The organism is Staphylococcus sp. FSL W8-1268 (assembly GCF_038003965.1).
GTDB lineage: Bacteria > Bacillota > Bacilli > Staphylococcales > Staphylococcaceae > Staphylococcus > Staphylococcus hominis.
The window spans coordinates 248,820-269,913 of the sequence record NZ_JBBOQE010000001.1 but is presented as its reverse complement, the minus strand read 5'-3'; the positions used below and the strand labels follow the sequence as shown (position 1 = coordinate 269,913).

The 21,094-nt window shown below is 32.8% G+C and carries 19 protein-coding genes and 2 riboswitches; of the genes, 4 read left to right on the top strand and 15 right to left on the bottom strand.

What is annotated here, in order from left to right:
- The first annotated feature begins 67 nt into the window (after positions 1-67).
- Positions 68-1,753 carry a LysM peptidoglycan-binding domain-containing protein gene (locus NST64_RS01315; protein ID WP_340731020.1) on the top strand — a complete coding sequence of 562 codons (1,686 nt, stop codon included), beginning with the start codon at positions 68-70 and terminating at the stop codon, positions 1,751-1,753.
- A 412-nt stretch (positions 1,754-2,165) separates the two neighbouring features.
- Here NST64_RS01315 and NST64_RS01310 read toward each other — a convergent pair whose 3' ends face one another.
- The 3 genes from NST64_RS01310 to NST64_RS01300 form a co-directional block, all read right to left on the bottom strand.
- Positions 2,166-3,272, bottom strand: a complete 1,107-nt coding sequence (locus NST64_RS01310) for a hypothetical protein (RefSeq protein WP_049417968.1) — start codon at positions 3,270-3,272, stop codon at positions 2,166-2,168.
- Complete coding sequence (locus NST64_RS01305) at positions 3,269-4,471, bottom strand: 5,10-methylene-tetrahydrofolate dehydrogenase (RefSeq protein ID WP_002488245.1); 1,203 nt, start codon at positions 4,469-4,471, stop codon at positions 3,269-3,271. The genes NST64_RS01310 and NST64_RS01305 overlap by 4 nt, the downstream gene beginning before the upstream one ends.
- Before the next feature lie 90 nt (positions 4,472-4,561).
- Entirely contained in the window at positions 4,562-6,154 is a 1,593-nt protein-coding gene (locus NST64_RS01300) for a solute:sodium symporter family transporter (protein ID WP_002454778.1), read from the bottom strand.
- A gap of 285 nt (positions 6,155-6,439) precedes the next feature.
- A riboswitch (TPP riboswitch) is annotated at positions 6,440-6,541 on the top strand.
- A gap of 123 nt (positions 6,542-6,664) precedes the next feature.
- Between NST64_RS01300 and NST64_RS01295 the strand changes: the two genes are divergently transcribed.
- Both NST64_RS01295 and NST64_RS01290 read left to right on the top strand, forming a co-directional pair.
- Positions 6,665-7,414, top strand: a complete 750-nt coding sequence (locus NST64_RS01295; protein WP_049417970.1) for a 3-oxoacyl-ACP reductase — start codon at positions 6,665-6,667, stop codon at positions 7,412-7,414.
- A gap of 63 nt (positions 7,415-7,477) precedes the next feature.
- Positions 7,478-8,770: an LLM class flavin-dependent oxidoreductase gene (locus NST64_RS01290; protein WP_340731019.1), complete on the top strand. Its 1,293-nt coding sequence runs from the start codon at positions 7,478-7,480 to the stop codon at positions 8,768-8,770.
- A gap of 95 nt (positions 8,771-8,865) precedes the next feature.
- Here the strand turns inward: NST64_RS01290 and NST64_RS01285 are convergent, their stop codons facing one another.
- From NST64_RS01285 to NST64_RS01255, 7 genes are all read right to left on the bottom strand, one after another.
- On the bottom strand, positions 8,866-9,630 hold the full coding sequence (locus NST64_RS01285) for a DUF4064 domain-containing protein (RefSeq protein ID WP_049417974.1): 765 nt from the start codon (positions 9,628-9,630) through the stop codon (positions 8,866-8,868).
- Positions 9,631-9,721: 91 nt separating this feature from the next.
- Positions 9,722-11,677, bottom strand: a complete 1,956-nt coding sequence (locus NST64_RS01280; RefSeq protein WP_049417976.1) for an FtsX-like permease family protein — start codon at positions 11,675-11,677, stop codon at positions 9,722-9,724.
- Position 11,678: 1 nt separating this feature from the next.
- The gene (locus NST64_RS01275; RefSeq protein ID WP_049417978.1) at positions 11,679-12,428 is read right to left on the bottom strand and encodes an ABC transporter ATP-binding protein; all 750 of its coding nucleotides are present in this window, start codon (positions 12,426-12,428) and stop codon (positions 11,679-11,681) included.
- Between the two features lie 131 nt (positions 12,429-12,559).
- Complete coding sequence (locus NST64_RS01270; RefSeq protein ID WP_049417980.1) at positions 12,560-13,456, bottom strand: sensor histidine kinase; 897 nt, start codon at positions 13,454-13,456, stop codon at positions 12,560-12,562.
- A 5-nt stretch (positions 13,457-13,461) separates the two neighbouring features.
- Positions 13,462-14,127 carry a response regulator transcription factor gene (locus NST64_RS01265; RefSeq protein ID WP_002454771.1) on the bottom strand — a complete coding sequence of 222 codons (666 nt, stop codon included), beginning with the start codon at positions 14,125-14,127 and terminating at the stop codon, positions 13,462-13,464.
- Between the two features lie 12 nt (positions 14,128-14,139).
- A complete protein-coding gene (locus NST64_RS01260; RefSeq protein ID WP_002454770.1) occupies positions 14,140-14,307 on the bottom strand; it encodes a hypothetical protein in 168 nt (55 codons plus the stop codon).
- Between the two features lie 168 nt (positions 14,308-14,475).
- The gene (locus NST64_RS01255) at positions 14,476-14,649 is read right to left on the bottom strand and encodes a hypothetical protein (protein WP_179108710.1); all 174 of its coding nucleotides are present in this window, start codon (positions 14,647-14,649) and stop codon (positions 14,476-14,478) included.
- A gap of 70 nt (positions 14,650-14,719) precedes the next feature.
- A riboswitch (SAM riboswitch) is annotated at positions 14,720-14,821 on the bottom strand.
- Between the two features lie 208 nt (positions 14,822-15,029).
- Between NST64_RS01255 and NST64_RS01250 the strand changes: the two genes are divergently transcribed.
- Positions 15,030-16,505, top strand: a complete 1,476-nt coding sequence (locus tag NST64_RS01250; RefSeq protein ID WP_049417981.1) for an alkaline phosphatase — start codon at positions 15,030-15,032, stop codon at positions 16,503-16,505.
- Positions 16,506-16,614: 109 nt separating this feature from the next.
- On the opposite strand, the gene NST64_RS01245 is transcribed toward NST64_RS01250, so the two are convergent.
- Genes NST64_RS01245 through NST64_RS01225 form a run of 5 tightly spaced genes read right to left on the bottom strand, consistent with a single transcriptional unit; the run spans position 16,615 to position 21,075 of the window.
- A complete protein-coding gene (locus tag NST64_RS01245) occupies positions 16,615-17,550 on the bottom strand; it encodes an LCP family protein (RefSeq protein WP_049417983.1) in 936 nt (311 codons plus the stop codon).
- A 6-nt stretch (positions 17,551-17,556) separates the two neighbouring features.
- A complete protein-coding gene (locus NST64_RS01240) occupies positions 17,557-18,696 on the bottom strand; it encodes a DegT/DnrJ/EryC1/StrS family aminotransferase (protein ID WP_275043966.1) in 1,140 nt (379 codons plus the stop codon).
- Positions 18,697-18,702: 6 nt separating this feature from the next.
- Positions 18,703-19,323: an acetyltransferase gene (locus tag NST64_RS01235; RefSeq protein ID WP_049417985.1), complete on the bottom strand. Its 621-nt coding sequence runs from the start codon at positions 19,321-19,323 to the stop codon at positions 18,703-18,705.
- A complete protein-coding gene (locus tag NST64_RS01230; RefSeq protein WP_049417987.1) occupies positions 19,320-19,916 on the bottom strand; it encodes a sugar transferase in 597 nt (198 codons plus the stop codon). Before NST64_RS01230 ends, NST64_RS01235 begins: the two co-directional genes overlap by 4 nt.
- A gap of 22 nt (positions 19,917-19,938) precedes the next feature.
- Complete coding sequence (locus NST64_RS01225) at positions 19,939-21,075, bottom strand: glycosyltransferase family 4 protein (RefSeq protein ID WP_049334820.1); 1,137 nt, start codon at positions 21,073-21,075, stop codon at positions 19,939-19,941.
- Positions 21,076-21,094: the final 19 nt, after the last annotated feature.

Sequence of the window (21,094 nt, the reverse complement as noted above, 5' to 3'; positions counted from 1 at the left end):
AATCATTTTGCATAGAATTAGTTACTAATTAAATAATTTAAATATTTTAATTAAGGGAGCGTATTTTATGAATAAAAAAACATTATTTTCAATTAGAAAATTAAGTGTCGGTATTGCTTCAGTAGCAATTGGGGGATTATTATTCGTATCTGCTGGTCACGATGCGGATGCCGCAGAATATAATACAAATGCTGATACTAACACTGAAGCTACTACTGAATTATTAAATTCTCACAATGCATCTGTAGTTGAAGAAGGTGCTACTAATGCTAACACTGATCAACCTGCTACTTCTGAAGATTTCTTCCCTAAAGCTGATGTAGTTGAAGAAGGTGCTACTAACGCTAACACTGATCAACCTGCTACTTCTGAAGATTTCTTCCCTAAAGCTGATGTAGTTGAAGAAGGTGCTACTAACGCTAACACTGATCAACCTGCTACTTCTGAAGACTTCTTCCCTAAAGCTAATGTAGTTGAAGAAGGTGCTACTAACGCTAACACTGATCAACCTGCTACTTCTGAAGATTTCTTCCCTAAAGCTGATGTAGTTGAAGAAGGTGCTACTAATGCTAACACTGATCAACCTGCTACTTCTGAAGATTTCTTCCCTAAAGCTGATGTAGTTGAAGAAGGTGCTACTAATGCTAACACTGATCAACCTGCTACTTCTGAAGACTTCTTCCCTAAAGCTAATGTAGTTGAAGAAGGTGCTGACTATGTAGATACTTCTAAAGAAGCTACTTCTGAAGATTTCTTCCCTAAAACTGATGTAGTTGAAGAAGGTGCTGACTATGTAGATACTTCTAAAGAAGCTACTTCTGAAGATTTCTTCCTTAAAGCTGATGTAGTTGAAGAAGGTGCTGACTATGTAGATACTTCTAAACCAGCTACTCCTGGTGACTTCTTCGGTCAAAAAGATGAACAAGATGATGAAGGTAAAAATGGTGCTGACTATGTAGATACCACTAAACCAGCTACTCCTGGTGACTTCTTCGGTCAAAAAGATGAACAAGATGATGAAGGTAAAAATGGTGCTGACTATGTAGATACTACTAAACCAGCTACTCCTGGTGACTTCTTCGGTCAAAAAGATGAACAAGATGATGAAGGTAAAAATGGTGCTGACTATGTAGATACTACTAAACCAGCTACTCCTGATGACTTCTTCGGTCAAAAAGATGAACAAGATGATGAAGGTAAAAATGGTGCTGACTATGTAGATACTACTAAACCAGCTACTCCTGGTGACTTCTTCGGTCAAAAAGATGAACAAGATGATGAAGGTAAAAATGGTGCCGACTATGTAGATACTACTAAACCAGCTACTCCTGATGGCTTCTTCGGTCAAAAAGATGAACAAGATGATGAAGGTAAAAATGGTGCTGACTATGTAGACAATACTACAGATGAAACAACTACTCATACTGTTGTTCCTGGAGATACTGTAGCTAAAATTGCTAATGCACATAACACTACTGTAGAACAAATTGTTAAAGATAATGGCCTTGTAGATTCAAATTACATCGTTCCGGGTCAAGAATTATTAGTTAATCACCCTGTAACTAATACTGAAGACCTGACTCAAACAACTACTCATAATAATAATTTTACTACTTCTCAAGATGTTGTTGATAATAAAGAATTACCTGAAACTGGTAGTGAATCAAATGTTAATTCTGGTTTATTAGGCGGTTTAGCTTTAGCTGCTGGTGCAGTATTAGTTGGATTTAATAGAAGAAAAGAAGAAAAATAATTTTAATAAAAAGGTGCGAATTCCTATTAAGGAATCGCACCTTTTTTTAATTAATTTTCTCGAACTACAAATATAAGTTTTATTTTATTCCTATTTAAATAAGTACCTACTTTATTATTTTTTCATTATTTGAATCAACTCCATCTGTAATTACTACCTTTTCTTTAAAACTAGGATTATAATTAACTACTAAATCTTTATAATTAATTAATTCATAATCTATACACTCTATATGAATTTTATATTTTCCGACTATCTTTTAACTTCCTTTTAGTTATACTTGGAAAACTATATATCCATTCACACTTATATTTATTCATTATTTTAAATGACTTTAAAGACGTTTTATATAAACTTATTATATTATATTAAAAAAATAATAATGAAGAGTTTCTCACTTCATTATTACTAACTAGTTATTCTTTTCATAACGTACTTTTTGACGGTAACCATATGTGCTTTCTTTAATTAATTGATCATTAAGCAAACCTGCGCCTATTGCTCCTGCAACAGTAGATATTGAGGTTGCAAACCAAGGAATACTTAAATAAAGTTGGACACTGGCTGGTCCTTTTAAACCTACTTGTTGTCCTAAGAATCCTGGAGGTAATAAAACAAGCTCTGCAATTAAGAATAATAAATATAAAATCATATAATATATCACAATGGCTATCAATAAAGTCATGATCGTTGTTAAATTATATAACATTACAATTCTTTTATGCTTAGCTTTTTTTGTAGATTCCCATAGACCATGGGAGACCATTATCCAAACGAGCATACCTAAAATTGCCATGACGGAAATTCCAAATAATCGCCATACAGAAAAATCAAGCCCCATATTCCACATGGTTGAAAAAATCAATCCGAATGCGCCTGTCGTAAAAGCAATCGCTACAATATTACTTAAACTTGCCATCATATTCAGTGGGTTATTCGCAAAGGTCATCCCACTGACAAGTCGTATCATTCCAAGACTACGTGAATTTGATAAATATCTTAAATGATTATTTCCTGTTTCTTTTAAATGTACTTCTGTTTTCTCAATACGTGAAAAAGGAAATTGTTTATTGATTTCTTTCTTAACCCTATTATTGTCATCATAACCCACATGCTCTCTTTCAGAATAATGAAGTTCATTAATAATGGTTACGATAGCATGTTTAAAACGATTCTTTACAGGACGCCATCCAAAAGCAGGATACGAAAATATTGCAGCGCCATTTTTTTTATTAATATCTAAAGCAAGTACATTTTGATGATAGAACATAGGTAAGTCTGTAATTCCTATAACATAATCCCATTCTCTTTTATTATGATAATCTTGAATCTTTTTGAATATTTCTTCCACACTTTCCGCAAAACCAGTAAGAGGATCCACCACGAGATCAACTTTCCAGTCACGTTGGTGATTATCTTGTTCTGATAATATATTGGGGATGTCATTAATTAAACTTTGGGCTAATTTCTCTGTCACTCCTGGCGCCACAACGAGACCAATTATTTTTTCTTCACTCATGTTGTCTCCTCCTCTCTATGATCTTGTTTTTTATGTTCATCTTGTTGATTATCATTATTTTGTTTATTGGATGCACTTTCTTCAACTTGTTGATTTGATGCATCATGGGAAGATGATTGAGCTTGTTCTTTTTCTTTCTTCTCTTGTTCTGCTTCTTTATAACGATGATACTGTCGATACGAATAAGTAATCTGACGGATTTTTTCTTCATTCTCTACAGTAGACCCCATTGCCCCAGCAAGTAAACCTAGTGAAGATACAAACCATACTAATTTTACATAATTTATAAATGTAAAATGAGGATGTGCGCTAGTCCATTGATTAAATAAGCTTGGTGGAACAAACAATGATACACTTATCGCTAATAAAAGATATAAAATAATATAATTTAAAAGTGTAATAATGAATAATGTGAATATGGTAGTAAAATTATAAATATAGCGATACACACGCTGTGATTTAGTTGTTTTACGTTCAATCAATTGATGTGCATAGAGTAACCAGCCTGTCATACCTAGGATAGCAATAAGCATAAGTATAATAAATCGTACTATGGAGTACTGTATACTCAGTTCCCAAGGCATGGAGAAAATTGATACATAAGTCCCAGTTGCAAAAGCAACTGAAATAATCTTTTTGAAATTAAAAATATTTTTCCATGGTTCATTTGCCCGTGTTAACCCTAAAATAAGTTGGATCCAACTGAGAATAAACCATCGATGAATATAACGTTGCTTTGGCGTTTCATCTTCATTTGGTTCTACTGCTTTAGGATGTATAAGAGGATGAATCTTGGGAGCCACTCTTGAAGTTGAATAATACAATTGTTCAATAATAGAAGTTAAACTATCTCTTAATTTTCGTCGTAGGTCTATCCAACCTAATGAAGGTAAAGATAGCATCGCTACTTGTTTATCATTATTAAAATCACTAATCACTACTTTATTTCCAGAAATACTTGGTAAATCTGTAATACATACAACAAAATCCCAATCATGTTGATCTTTCATTTTTGCCGCTTTATCAATACTTTCATGTACATCTTCAGCTGAGCCAATCATTAAATCAACGTGTAGTTGAAATACCCATTCTTGTTGATCATTCACACGTTGATTCAGCTGTTCTTTTATATCTGGAATAACAGCTTCTACGTGTTTACGAGACACACCCGGTGAAGGTATCAAACCAATTTTGTGCATTGTGTTATCCTCCTTTCTTTATAAATATAAAAAGTAAGGTGTACGTTGAAAAAGTCTACTCTTTTCAAACGTACACCTATTTATAAATAATTATTTAGCAAGTACAAGTGGTGAAAAGATAATGTAAGCAAGTACTACTAAACCTAGAACAATACCGCCTGTAACATAACGATATTTCCAAGGTGTAAGATCCACTTTAGCTTGATTAGTATTTAAGTCAAACGTATTGGAAGGTTTAAATTTATTAAAGACAAGTATAATAGCTAAATCAATAAAGAACATAAAACTAAAAGTATATAGATAATTTAATTGTGGCACCATAAAACTAATTGCAGCATATAACACAATGTGTGTAACTAAAGCTACTTTAGCGCCTAGTTTAGATGTGTGCTTAGAATAAAATGCAACTAAGACCAATGCAAGTACTGGCATACTATATACACCATTGAACTGTTGCACAATCGCATATAATCCACTTGGGAAAAGGGCAATAAGTGGAGATATACCTACTACAATAATGCCAATCACAACTGTCGCGATATGACCGACACGTGCAATATGTTGATCTGAAGCACGCTTACCAAAAATAGGTTTATAAAAGTCTAAAGTAAAGAGTGTTGTTGTACTGTTTAATGATCCAACAAATGAACTTAATATGGCTCCAAAAATAACTGCTCCGAATAGACCATAGCCCCAATCAGGTAAAATCGCCTGAATCAATGCAGGATAAGCATTATCATTAGATGTTATACCCCCATTGAAATAATTATATGCAATAACACCAGGAATCACTGTAAAAATAGGACCAAATACCTTGAATAAACTTAAATATATCGCACCTTTTTGTGCTTCTTTTAAATTCTTACCAGCTAAGGCTTTTTGTACAATCATTTGGTTCGCACACCAAAAGAATAAATTATTAAAGAACATACCAAAGAATAATGTTGGCCATGGAACAACATCTGAATCAATGGCTCCAAAAGCGTTTAGTTTTTCAGGCGTACGTTGGATCATGTGGTCGAATCCTTTTACAAAATTCCCATCACCTAAATGATGTAAACCTAAAATTGTAATAATCAAACCACCTATAATTAATCCAACACCATAGATTGAATCACTAAATGCACTCAGTGATAAACCACCAATGAATAAATAGATAACACCTACTGCACCAATGACAAATGCAATAATAATCGTTGCTGTTGCATCACTTACTCCTAAGTATTTTCCAATATTAAACATTTTATTAAATACTAATGAACCAGAGTATAAGACAACTGGTAAAAATGATACAACATAAGTGAAAATAAATAATATAGAAACGAAACGTTTAGTAAAGGTACCATAACGCATTTCAAGTAATTCAGAAATGGTATCCACACCGTACCTTAAATATTTTGGTAAGAATATCCATGCAAGTAAGACAACTGCTACAGCAGCTGTGACTTCCCAAGCCATCACTTCCATACCCTTACCATAACTTTGACCATTCTGTCCTACAATTTGTTCTGTAGATAGATTAGTCATAATAATCGTTGAGGCAATCGTAAATCCTGTTAAACTATTGCCTCCCATAAAATAGCCATCTGCACTATCAGTCTTTATTTTTCTTGAACGCCAAAACGCATAAAGACTGACCCCCATAACAACGGCTAAAAATAAAATAATTGCTAGCCAATTCATAATACGTGTCGCTCTCCTCAATATTTTATTTGTAAAAAATAAAAACGTTAAATCTTCATTCAACGTTAAACTGTTTATTACTTATCCTATAAAGCACCTATTTAGTGTAACTTCTATTTTAACCACGGTATATCTGATTTTCAATCATATAATTGAAAATTATTATAAAAATAAATTATATAAATTTTTATTTTTATATTCAAATAAAAAAGTAATCAATATATTCTTTAATGGAAGCGCTTGACTTCTCATAATAGAAGTCATAAAGTGAAACTATAGTTAAATCATATGCACTAGGGGTGTTTTAAAACTGAGATGAGGTGTAACCTCAAACCCTTTGAACCTGAACTAGCTTATACTAGCGTAGGAAAGTGTCGTATAAAATAAGATGACCTGTTGAGATGTGTCAAACTGTTCTCAATAATGATAGATCTATTTTAATGCAACTTTCCTAACGCGAAGGTTGCATATTTTTTTGCTGTAAATGAAGTAAATGGAGGCACGATATTTATGACGAGAACAGTATTAGTAACTGGAAGTAGCCGTGGTTTAGGTGCGGTCATTGTGAAAACATTAGCTACACAAGGATTTGAAGTGATCATTAATTACAATCAAAGTCGTGAAGCGGCTGAGGCACTTGCAAAGGAGCTTGGTGACAAAGCTATCGCAATTCAAGCAGATGTCACACAACGTGATGAAGTTGATCGTTTAGTTAATGAGGCAACACATCATTTTGGAAAAATTGACGTTGTGGTCAATAACGCATTAGTTAATTTTAAATTCGATCCTAATGCGCAAAAGGCCTTTAAAGACTTAGCATGGGAAGACTACCAACAACAAATTGACGGTACCCTAAAAGGCGCTTTTAATGTTACTCAAAGTGTCATTCCACAATTTATAGAGCGTGGTTCTGGTGCCATTGTAAGCATTGGCACAAATTTGTATCAACATCCCGTTGTCCCATATCATGAATACACAACAGCTAAAGCTGGGTTGATTGGATTCACGCGTAATGTTGCAGCCGAATTAGGGCAATATGGTATTACTGCTAATGTAGTGTCAGGAGGATTGCTTAAAACAACTGATGCTAGTGCTGTCACTACACCAGATGTTTTTGATTTAATTGCACAGACGACTCCATTACGTAAGGTGACTACCCCACAAGATGTTGCTAATATGGTTGCTTATTTAAGTAGCGAAGCTGCAGATGGTATGACTGGTCAAAATATTACTGTCGATGGTGGTTTAACCATGAATTAATATAGGTCTGGTCTTCCTTAGCTTAGAATAGAAATAAAATGAACATTGGAGTGAGAAATTAAATTGACTCATCAACATCAACTTCATCTCGGTGTATTAATCTATGGATGTGGTCATCATCAAGCTGCTTGGCAACTTCCCAATTCAAGTATTGAACGTCTCGGTGATATTCATTACTATCAAGAATTAGCCCAGTTATCTGAAAAAGGACTGTTAGAGGTAGTTTTTTTCGCAGATAACCAGTCTTTTATCCCTAGCTATACGTCGATGCCAAGTTTTTGGTTTGATCCACTGATTAACTTAACTGCTATATCTCAAGTCACACAACATATTGGATTAGTTCCTACGATTTCAAGTACATTTTCTAATCCATTCACTGCAGCACGTCAGTTACTTAGTTTAGATCATATTAGTGGTGGACGAGTGGGATGGAATTTAGTCACTTCCATGACAGATGCCGAAGCTCAAAATCACAGCATGGATCATCTACCTAATCATGATGAACGCTATAAGAAGGCTGAAGAGTTTGCTCAAGTCATGAATGGATTGTTTGATTCTTGGCATACTGAAGATTTCAAACCCAACCGGCATCACCATACAATGATCAATCGCAACATCAAACCGCTTCACCACAATGGCAAATATTTTCAAGTTCATGGACCATTGACAACACCAAGTAGCATTCAGGGAAAACCTGTGGCGATGCAAGCAGGTGCCTCTAAACAAGGTATTGCATTAGCTACAAAATATGCAGATGCAGTATATTCCGTTTCTTGGAATATGAAGCAAGCAAAACGGTATCGCGAGCGCTTAGATAGTGAAATGGCACAACGTGACCATCAGCGTTATATTAAAGTGTTTCCTGGACTAGTCACTTATGTGGGTCATACACATGAAGAAGCATTGAAAAAGAAAGCAGAACTTGATCAACGACTTCCTATCAAAGCCGCTTTAAAGCAACTCAGTTTTTTCATTCAACAAGACTGTAGTCAGTGGGAATTAGATGCTCCTGTGCCTAAACTACCTTCCTTAGAAGAGTTTAACGGTCCCGTCGGTCGATATGAAACCATCTTAGAAATTATTCAAGATAAGCAACCTACTGTAAGAGAACTGCTAAGTTACCTTAATGCGGGTGGTGGACATCTGACACTCATAGGTACGCCAAAAGAAATTGTAGATGAAATGGAACGCTGGTTTAATGCAGGTGTTGCAGATGGATTTAACTTAATGCCACCTTCTTTACCAGATAGTTTAAACGACGTAGTTACACTCATTGTACCTGAATTACAACGTCGTGGCTTATATCGACATCAGTATAAAGGTTCTACACTAAGAGAACACTTAGATTTAATTTAATGTCTAATATATTTTATCCAAACCATATAGTAGAAATTAACGTAAAAAGCGATGGTATTAACTTAGGAATACCATCGCTTTTATATATCATATTATTAATATTTGTATGGATCGTTATCTTTTTCTTCTTGAAGCTTTCTTGCTTCATCTTGAATAAAATCATTACTTCGTTTATTCGTTTTATGATTTGAATAACGTTGATCACGATAGTCGTCATCCTTTGAATCATTTACGTGTGTATCGTGCTCTCTTTCATTATTATTGTCCGCTGCTTGATCTTTATTTGAATAATGATCTTTAATATAACGTTGTTGCTGTTTTTCTTCTTCTTCATTCAAAATGAATGCATTATTATTTGCATTTACATCATGATGGTCTCTTTTGTAATGATCATTATAACCGCCATTGCCATACACGTCATACTTAGGTTTACGAACAAGTAACATAATACCAGCAATTAACCATAAAATTAAACTAATCCAGTTTGTAGCAATCGCTAAAATACCTGCAATAATTAATAAGATACCTGCAAGTTTAGGTTTTTTATTAATTAAAATACCACCAATAATTGCAAGAATTAATGGAATGAACGCGCCCCATGTAAAGAAATTAAATAAACCACCTAATGCATCCATACCATTATTTATTTCTGTTATAGAAACCTCATTGCCTTGCTTTTGTGTTTCGTTAATAATTTGTTCTTTAAAATCAGCATTACCAATAAATGGTTTAATCATTAAAAACATAATTGCAACTAATGCTTGAATCGCAACACCTATCCAAGTAAGAACGTGTTCCCCAGTACGTTTAATGTTATTGTTACTATTTCTAATTGTTGCATCATCATATTGTTTCGCCATTATTCCGCCTCCTTTTTTATCCTTATACCCTACTGTCTAAAGTCTTACACTCATTTATATATAAGAATGAGGATTTCTTTTTACTAATATATCAACGATGAATGAGACGATAATATACACGAGACGTCATTACATACATCAAAGCATAGATTATCATTACGAACACTAAGACACCAATATAAGTTGTTAAAAATAATTTTATATCATTAACATCTAAAATACCAAGCAAAGTATAAATCATTTTAGAAGCACATAGTACATGTATCATAGATACTATAATAGGTAAAGTAAAAATAATAACTACTTGGTCATGAATAACAGATCTAATCCGTTCTTCTTCTAAACCTACTTGACGCATAATTCGATAGTTTTTCCGATCTTCATATCCCTCAGCAATATTTTTGTAATACATCATCGTAAATGTACCAATCATTAAGACTAAAGAAACAATAGTTCCAACAAAAATGAGACCACCATAAATATCAAACATATCCTTATTTAATTCATCTTTATTATCAATTTGAATATCATATTGTTTCATCAATTTAGACTTAATATGATCTATGGACTGTGTATCTTTTGTTTTAAGATTAAAAGCAATGTATGAGTTAATATTTGCTGTTGTTTGATAATAATGAATCAATTGACGTTGTTGATTTACATTATGAGTAACAAGTGTGACCCCACCTGGAACTGGAAATGAAAAATGATCTCCTTTTAACTGATTTGTTTTAAATGTTTGATTCATTAATTTGATATGGTCTAATTTTTGAAACATGAAATGATTCGCTAATATTCCCATTTCATTATGTTTAAGTCGCAGGTGCGTATGATTGATTGTATTGTAATCTTTCTGATTCATTACAATTAAATATATACTATTTAAATCCAATGGACTGTTTTCATTATCTCGCTTTACAAATGAACCCTTCTTATAAGTGACTGCAACACTTCCACTTGTATATTCTCTGAAAGCATCAATATCAGTATGTCTCTTAATCTCATTTTCTAGCTGACGTACTTTGTGTTTGCTCGTAGTACTATGATGCACATCTCCACTCAATTCAATACGATATTGTGTTGGCATTAAATGATTCGCACGTTGGTCTACACTACGATATGTAGCGACGCTCATGCCTAGAGTCACAATAAGAAAAGTACATAGCATGGTTAAACTAGCCAAACCAATAGAATTAGAATTCATTCTTGAACGTAATCCAGAAATAGTAAAAAAATATTTAGGTCGATAATAAATACTTGGAATCTTTTGAAGCCAATCTATCACTAAGACACTCAATGATATAAATAAGCAATACGTTCCTATTGTCACTAAAATAAGGGCAATAAAAATATTACGTAGTGAAACCAAAATGAGTGTATCTTTTAAGGCAATCATATAACTGTCAACAACAGTTATGATCCCAACAATCAATAAGATATAGAGTAAAGGTTTGGACCATTGTTTTTCCGTTGGATGTTGTTGTTGTATTAACTTAATAGGACTTTGAAAAGTGATTTTTATATTGTTGACAATAAATAAAAATAGCATCATTATTGCTAACATCAACAAGGTGTATTTCATTGCACTTATATCAAATGGATATTTTTTTAAAGATACATGCGTATAACCTAATATTCTATTTAACGACATATAAGTTAATGCACCAAATAAATAACCACCTATAATACTTAGACACCCAATGATAATATATTGATATATTCCTTCTATAAACAGCATTAACCTAAAATGCTTTTTTTCCATACCCAAAATCATATTCATGGCCAGCTCTTTTTGACGATGTCGCATAATAAAACGATTAGCATAAAGAATAAAAAGGAGTCCAAATAGACACATAAAAAAATTTCCTATACTAATAAAAACTGGAATAACATCACTATGCTTATGAAGCGAAGTATTCATGTTTAAGGATAATAAAATAAATTCAATACCAAATAATATACTGATTACTAGAATAAATGGAATTATAATATGACGCTGTGTCTTAAAATTCTGAATGACTAACGTCCAAACCAAGCGAAAAATCATTTTAATCACCACTTTCGTGAAGCATTGCTAAACTATCAGCAATACGTTTTTGAAACTCTGATTGTAGTTCCTCCCCACGATAAATTTCATGATATAAACGGCCATCTTTAATGAATAAAATACGTTTGGCATAGGAAGCATCCACAGCCGAATGTGTCACCATTAAAATGGTTTGCTTATTTTTATTAATGTCTCTAAATAGTTCCATAATCGTTTTAGAAGTTTTGGAATCAAGTGCACCTGTAGGCTCATCTGCAAGTAACAAATCTGGTTCATTAATCAGTGCTCGACAGATAGCCACGCGTTGTTGTTCGCCTCCTGATATTTCAAAAGGATATTTATTAAGAAGTGGTTCAATATGTAACTGATAACTTAAGCGATAAAGACGATGACGCATCGTTTGATGTGAGCGATTCGCAAGTACAAGTGGCATTAAGATATTATCTTTATTTGTCATCGTCGGTAAAATGTTAAAATCCTGAAAAACAAAACCTAAATGGTCTCGACGGAAATAAGCGATTTCTTTATTACGCAATTGACGGATATTTTGCGCGTCAATCGTTATCGTACCTTCAGTAGCTTTATCATAAGTTGCAATTAAATTAAGTAAAGTGGACTTCCCAGATCCAGATTCACCCATAATCGCTACAAATTCACCCCTATCCACATTAAATGAAATGCCATTTAATGCGGTAGTAGCATTCAGGCCTCTTCCAAATATTTTTTTTACATTATTCACGTCTAACAACATGATATCCATGCTTCCTTTCTTTTTATTAAACTCTTTAATTTATCACTTACTTCTATCATAAAACAAAAAGAAACCAGTAACATTAATCATTTCTTAAAAATGTTACTAGCTATCCTTACATTATTGAAAGTTTAATTATTTTCTGGGAAATGTATGTCAAATGTAGTTCCTTCATGGAGCGTTGAAGATACTTCTACTTTATGATGTAAATGTGCCGATATATGTTTAACAATAAATAATCCGATGCCACTTGAATGTTGATGAAGTCTTCCGTTATAGCCTGAGTACCCTTTATCGAAAATTTTGGGAAGATCGGCTTTACTAATTCCTACACCGTTATCTCGTATAGATAGCACATGATTTTCGTTGTTAAACGTAATCCAAATATCTTTACCTCTTGCATATTTCAAAGCATTATTAAGAATTTGTTCTATCATGATCGTACACCATTGAACATCAGTCAGTACTTCATCTTCACAACGTGTGTAATGAATAGTTGTTTTTTGATCGATGAATTGAATCGAATATTTCATAATAAGCGGTTTAACGAGATCGTTAATGGTCACTTTTGAAAAGGACATATCCGTTTCTTGATTCATCAATTTTAAATAGCTGAGTGCAAGACTCGTATAGTTATCAATTTGTATAATTTCTTGACGCACACGATTTACTACATTATCTTCATTTCTTTCTAGAAGGAGTTTTGAAGCGGTAATAGGTGTCTTCATTTGATGCACCCATGTTAAAAAATAGTTCTCAACGTTGACTTGGTATGCAGCTTGTTCATTTTTTACACGTTGTAATTCATCTTCTAAGTCAGCAACTTCTTCTTTTAAAGACACTGCTTCTTGAAATCCACTAAGTTGAATCAACCAAAAAATAATCATTATGAAAAGAATAATTGCCATACCTAGAAAGAAGGCATTGAAAGGCAAATTAAAAAGAAAAAAAATCACCAAGAAAAGTAATAAAAATAAAGCTACTATCATAATTTGATGACGTATCGATTTTATAAACGCTTTTAACATACTATTTATACCTTATATCCTACATTTTTCTTTGTCTCAATGAAATCAACAATACCGATAGATTGCAACTTTTTACGTAGGCGTGTCATATTTACTGCTAACGTATTATCATCAATAAAATTCTCTGATTCCCAACATTTTTCGATGATTGCTGTACGATTGACATATTTCCCTTCATTTTGAAATAATTTATTCAAAATTTGTAGTTCAGTAAACGAAAGTTGTACAGAGTCATTGTTGTAGTATAGTGTGGCTTCATCAACAACGAGTTTACACCCTTTAACAGTCATCTCATTATTTGAAACCGTTAAATCATATGTTCTACGTAGCAATGCTTGAATTTTCGCTATAGTAAGTGACAAATTAAATGGCTTTTCAATAAAGTCATCTCCGCCCATTTGAATTGCCATAATTTGATCCATATTGTCAGTACGCGAACTAATGAAAATAATTGGGACATTAGATACTTTACGTATCTCTTGGCACCAATGATAACCATTAAATGTAGGTAAATTAATATCTAATAACACAAGTTCAGGTTCTGCAGTTTTAAATTCTTCAAGAATATTATCAAACTGCTTAGCAATACTCACCTCGTAGTTCCAATGTGAGAGTTCATTTCCTAGACTTTCTGCAATGACGACATCATCTTCGACAATCAATACTTTCATTTTTTTCATCCTTTATTTTGCATCATGATCATTATTGTCATTAGGATTAGACATTTTATTTTTTTCTTGTTCAAATTTATTTTCTTTATGTTTCGTTTCTTTCTTACGTTTTCTTTCTTCCATAATAGATAATGCGATAAATACAATTATCAGTAAAGGAGATAACATTACGAATATCATTATTGATTCACCTCTATATATTTATTCATGACATGATTTCTTTAACTTTATTTTAACGCTTTTTCTTTAAATTGAATATGTTCGAGATTGACTGTTTCATAAAAAAATAAGGAGCGAGATTCGAATTCATTTTGAATACACCATCTCACTCCTATACTTCTTTTACTTTTAATCTTCTTTATTTAAAATATACTTTCTAATATCTTCTATGGTAATTGCTTCTTTAATTTGTCTTTGGATATCATTGATTTTTGCTGTTCTTCCCATACTTCCTGCCCAACTTTTAGGACTGTGCTGTTCCCAATTATCTAATTCTTTAAATAGTTCTTGTAATGTTGTCATATGTTTACCACCTTTTTTAATTTGGATAAATAAAATAGCCCTCCTTAAATAAGAAGCGCTTGTCGACATCTTCTTATCTTTCAGGAAAATCCTGTTGGATGTAGCACCTCACGCAAAGCGCAGTTGCTGAAGTTTCATAGGGCCAATTCCCTCCACTTACTCTTAATAAGATTAAACTATTTTATTTAATACTATTATAGCATACATTTTCAATTCTTTATATTAAATTAATTTATTAAATCATAGAATATGATAAGTTAATAATTTTTTACAATACCTTAAACTAAAGTTTACTAAATACTTACTTCAAATCAAATAAAGTTTCTTAATATAAACATGTAAGTAATCTATATTTTACATATTAGGGGGCTTTTTTAATTATGAGTTTCATCAATAAATTTGGAAAAACGACAGTAGCAACTTCAATTTTAGCTGCTTCAGTATTAGGCACAACACACGTGTCATTTGCATCTGGTGCAGGACAAGGCGCTCAAGGTCAACAAGGCCAAGATGGCGATTATATGGCAATTGGTAACACTAAAAATCCTAAAAATGTGATTTTTATGGTTGGAGATGGTATGGGGCCTTCTTATAATTCAGCTTACCGTTATTATGCAGATAATCCTAATACCAAAGAATTAGATCAAACTGCTTTTGATAAATATTTAAAAGGGACTAACCGTACTAATCCTAACGATCCTAAAGAAAATGTCACTGACTCAGCTGCAGGTGGCACAGCTTTCGCTACAGGTCATAAAACATACAATGGTTCAATCTCTGTAGATAATGATAAAAAACCTTTAAAATCAGTATTAGAATATGCTAAAGAACAAGGTAAATCAACTGGTTTAGTGACAACAGCAGAAGTCACTGATGCAACACCAGCTGTTTATGCTGCACATGTAGATGATCGTGATAAAAAAGATGAAATAGCCCAACAATTTTATAATGATAAAATTAATGGTCAACATAAAGTAGACGTTATCTTAGGTGGAGGCTCTAAATACTTCGGTAAAGAAAATGGTCATTTAACTGAGAAATTTCAAAAAGATGGGTACGACTATGTAACCAATAAGACTGACTTAGCTAACTCAAAAAGTGACCAAGTATTAGGTTTATTCGCTGAGAAAAATATGCCGTTACAAATTGATGCACCACAACAAAATCCATTACTAGCGGATATGGAAGAGAGTGCATTATCTAAATTAGAAAAAAATGATAAAGGATTCTTCTTAATGGTAGAAGGCGCTTCAATTGATAAATCTGGTCATCCTAATGATATCACTGGTGTCATGTCAGAAATGAGCGGTTTCGATAAAGCATTCCAAAACGCTATCGACTATGCTAAAAATCATAAAGATACATTAGTTGTAGCAACTGCTGACCACTCAACTGGTGGTTTATCCATCGCTAAAGGCAAAGATTATGTATGGAATCCAGATGCTATTCATAAAATGAAACATTCTGGCAGTTACATGACTGAACAAATTGCTAAAGGTAAAGACCCTGAAACAGTGATCAATGAAGGTTATGGCGTCGACTTCCCTAAAAAACAATTAGATAAAGTTAAAGATGCAGCGAAAGAATTAAAAGACGTTAAAGATAAAGCTAAAAATGACGATGATCCAAAAATTGCAGAAGCAACAACTCAATTACAAGATGCAATTCAAAAACCAATTAACGATGCATCTCATACTGGTTGGACAACATATGGTCACACTGGTGAAGATGTAAATACTTATGCATATGGTCCAGGATCTGATAAATTCCGTGGTAACATTGATAACACGGATAGTGCGAAAAACATCTTCGATTTCTTTGGTCAAGATGTCACGTCTAACCAAAATCAACAATAATATGTAGCTCATAGATAAGACGCTCTCTATAATTGAAGAGCGTCTTATTTTGTGATCAGAAAAAGCACTTTAGCAAGTAACGACCTGCTAAAGTGCTTTTATTACATCATTAGTTCATTTCTAAATTATCTTTAATTTTTTGTTTTACTTCATTTAAGCTATCTTTATTAGGATAGAAATAGTACAATCCGTCGTCACCTTTGTCATCTTGACCATCAATGATTAAACGTTCTACATTATTATCGGCTTTATTATAATCAGATCTAAATTTATTTAATTCCATGAAACTTAAATCCGTTTTTAGATTATCTTGTGCTGCTTTGAATATGCCGTTTAATTTTGTAACAGAATTCATTGAAAAGGCTTCTTTAGCAACTGAAGTAATGACTTGTTGCTGACGTAATTGACGTCCACCATCACCGCCAGCGCCTTCTTCTTTACGACTTCTCATATATGTTAGAGCTTGATCTCCATCCATATGGTATTTTTTACCCTTTTCGAATTGATAATTATGGAATTTAAATGTAGCATCACTGACAATATCTACACCACCTATTTCATCTACAACGGTTTTTACCCCATCCATATTTATTGCAATATAGTGATCAACAGGTACATCCATTAATTTTTCAAGCGAATTCACTGCCATTTTAGGGCCACCATACGCATACGCATGATTGATTTTCTCCGTTGAATCGTGACCCACAATTTCAGTTCTCGTATCACGTGGTACACTTACCATTACTGTCTTGTTATCTTTTGGATTAATCGACATGAGTACAATCGAATCACTACGCTGTCCTAAATTTTCTTGATGACGTTGTGCATCATCGTCAATACCATATAACACAACGGTCATTGGATCGCCATCTTTTAAATTTTTTTGTCTTAGTTGTGAGTGATCTCTATCTAATGGTTCTTTAATTGAATTGTTCAGCGAATGGAATTTAGCAAATGCAAAGATAACGAGCCCAATAATCAATACTAACAATAAAATTAAAATTGTTATGATAATTTTAAATGTCGTTGATTTTTTCTTTTTCATTCATCATCACTCATTCTGTAAACTTTTAATAATTTCGATTACACGTGCTTGTTGTTCATCAGTCATGTCTGATCCAGAAGGTAAGCAAACACCATGTTCAAATAAATAAGCACTATTATCTTCATTTTCTTTAAAATAATCATATGATTCAAAGAACGGTTGTAAATGCATCGGTTTCCAAACTGGACGTGCTTCAATATTGTTTTTTTGTAGTGCATCAATTAAATCTAATGCTGTAAAGCCTGTTTTATTTTCATCAATTGTTAAAGCAGTTAACCAACGATTTGATTTAGAATTTGGTAGCTCTGGTTGGAAATCAAATCCATCCACATTACCAAATTCTTGATTATATCGGTCAAAGATTTCTCTGCGACGTTCAATACGTTGATCTAATACTTCCATTTGTCCTCTACCAATACCAGCAGAGATATTACTCAAACGATAATTATATCCTAATTGACTATGTTGATAATGTAACGCTTTATCTCGAGCTTGTGTTGCTAAGAAAAGGGCATGTTCAATATGTTCTTTATCATTAGAAATAAGCATACCGCCACCACTGGTAGTAATAATTTTATTACCATTAAATGAAAAGATTCCAAATTTACCGAATGTTCCACTTTTTTGGCCATGATATTCAGCACCTAAAGATTCTGCAGCATCTTCAACTAAAGTCACACCATATTGATCACAAATGTCTTTAATTTCATCCATTCTAGCTGATTGACCATATAAATTAACAGCCACGACTGCTTTAGGTGTAATACCTTTTTCAGAATATGTTTCGAACGCTTTACGTAATGCATCTGGAGACATATTCCAAGAGCTCATTTCTGAGTCTATAAAAACGGGAGTTGCTCCTTGATAAATGATTGGATTGGCTGAAGCACTGAATGTTAATGAACTACAAAAAACAACATCATCTTTTTGAACGCCACTTTCAATTAAAGCTAAATGTATTGCTGATGTCCCACTACCGACAGCAACTGCTGCATCTACGCCGACATAATCTTTCATACTATTCTCAAACTCTGTTACATTTTCACCTAATGGTGCAATCCAGTTCTTATCGAATGCATCATTAATATAATTCAATTCTGTTCCGCCCATATGTGGTCTAGATAAGAAAATTCTTTCCTCTTCCACTTTTATTCACTCCTTAGTTTTAGCTGGTGTTCCAATAACTGTTGATTCTGATTTTACATGATTGATTACTGTAGCGCCTGCCCCTACTATGCAATGACTACCTATTTCGACTAATGGTAATACACCAGCATTAATTGCAATATGAGAAGCTTCTCCTACAGTGACGCCACCCGCTAAAGTGGCATTGGGTGATACATGAACATAATCTGCAATGTTATTATCATGTTCAATAATTGCGCCTGTGTTAATAATGACATGTTTACCTATTGTGGTATCGGCATTAATCACTGCATGTGGCATAACAACTGTACCACATTCAATTTTTGCACTAGAACTTACAATAGCCGATGGATGAACTAACGTCGCGTATTGATTAACAGGAATATCTAGCGAGTTAAATAATTTTTGGCGCACATAATTGTTACCGATAGCAATGACAAAGAAACATTCATCTTTATACTTCTCTATATTATCTAAATTATCATAAAATTTGTCTTCATCCATGTAATATTCATTAATTGCATGATCAAGATATCCAGCTACATAGTATTGTTTATCCGCTTCTATAATATCTTTAATCACTTTTGAATGTCCGCCTTTTCCGATTAGAACAATGGGGCAGCTCATACTTCATTCCCCTTGAATTTCTCAGCTGTGACATGGTTAGGCGCATTAATATCTTTACGTTGTAAGATATTAATAATTGTTTTATAGATAATATACATATCTAATTTAAATGATTGATTCTCTGCATACCAAACATCTAATTTAAATTTTTCATCCCAACTAATCGCATTACGTCCATTCACTTGAGCCCATCCAGTTATGCCTGGTTTAACGTTATGTCTTTTTTTCTGTTCATCATTATACAAAGGTAAATACTCCATTAATAATGGTCTAGGCCCTACTAAACTGATATCACCTTTTAATACATTGATTAATTGCGGTAATTCATCAATGCTAGACTTTCTAATGAATGTACCTACTGGTGTCATACGTTGATCATCTGGCAATAACTCTCCATTTTCATCTCTTTTATCAGACATTGTCCGAAATTTATAGATTTCAAATGGTTTACCATCTTGACCAGGTCGTACTTGTCTAAAAAGTACAGGTTTGCCTAATCTTTTAGCAATAACAGCGGCTGCAGTTAAAGTAATCGGCGCTGAAATAATTAATCCTGTCGCGCTCACTGCAATATCAAATAAGCGTTTTAACATTATACACCCCTCCTTTTTATTTTTAAATAGGAAGATTATTTTTATATATTGTTTCTAAATGTTTCCAAATAATTTCATTTCTAAATTTACTTTCTACATTTTCCCTACCATTAATTCCGAGTTGTTTTTTTATCGCTGGATTATCAATCAAAAATTCTAACTTTTGAGCAATTTGATTATAATTACCTTTTTCGACTAGATATCCAGTAACGTTATTAATAAGAGTATCTTTTGCACCTGTAACATTATTGACAATTACTGGTACTTCAACAGCTTGTGCTTCGATACTTACATTTCCAAATCCTTCTCTATATGTAGGAAAAACTAAGACATCCATATGATTATAATAATTTACTGTATCATTAACATGACCTGTCATTATTATATTTAAATTATTTTGTAAGTATTGATAATCCTCTTCGCTAATTGAATCATCTTTTTCGATTGGACCAACAATTAATAATTTCACTTTATTATAATTTTTTTGTATTATTTTAAATGCTTCTATTATTTCATGAATCCCTTTATCTTTGACAATTCGTCCTACATAACCAATCACAAAATGATCAGCCAGTTTTTCTTTTAATTCATAGGGAATTATTGTTTTGTCTTTTGTAAAATTATCAAGATTAATACCGTTAGAACTTCCATGACCTAGAACTTTAATATGTTCTTTTTTCTCTAAACCTAATTCTACAATTTTATCTTTTAAACTTTCAGATATTGCTATTATATCTGTAGCACAAAACATAGCTAATTTTTCCATAGCATATAGAATCTTGTATTTGAGACCAGTAACGGTCTCTAATCTGAGACCTCTTACTGTATAAATACGTACCGGCCTTCTTGTAATAAAAGCTGCTAACGTACCTATTAATCCAGCTTTAGGAGTTCCAGAGTTAACAATGTGAGGTTTTTCTTTTTTAAATAATCTAATCATATTCATTAATGATTTTAAATCATTCTTTAAAGAAATCTCTCTTTCCATGTTAACTACATGTGTAATATCAGAAGAATATGTGTTTTGTTCTGGTCCCTCTGAAGATACAACATGCACGTCGAGTCCCTTATTTCTTAAATATTCAATTTGCCCTTTCATTAATGGAATACTCTTTGAAACAGTTACTAATTGAAATATTTTTTTATTTGACAATGTCATTCACCCTTATTTATAGAGC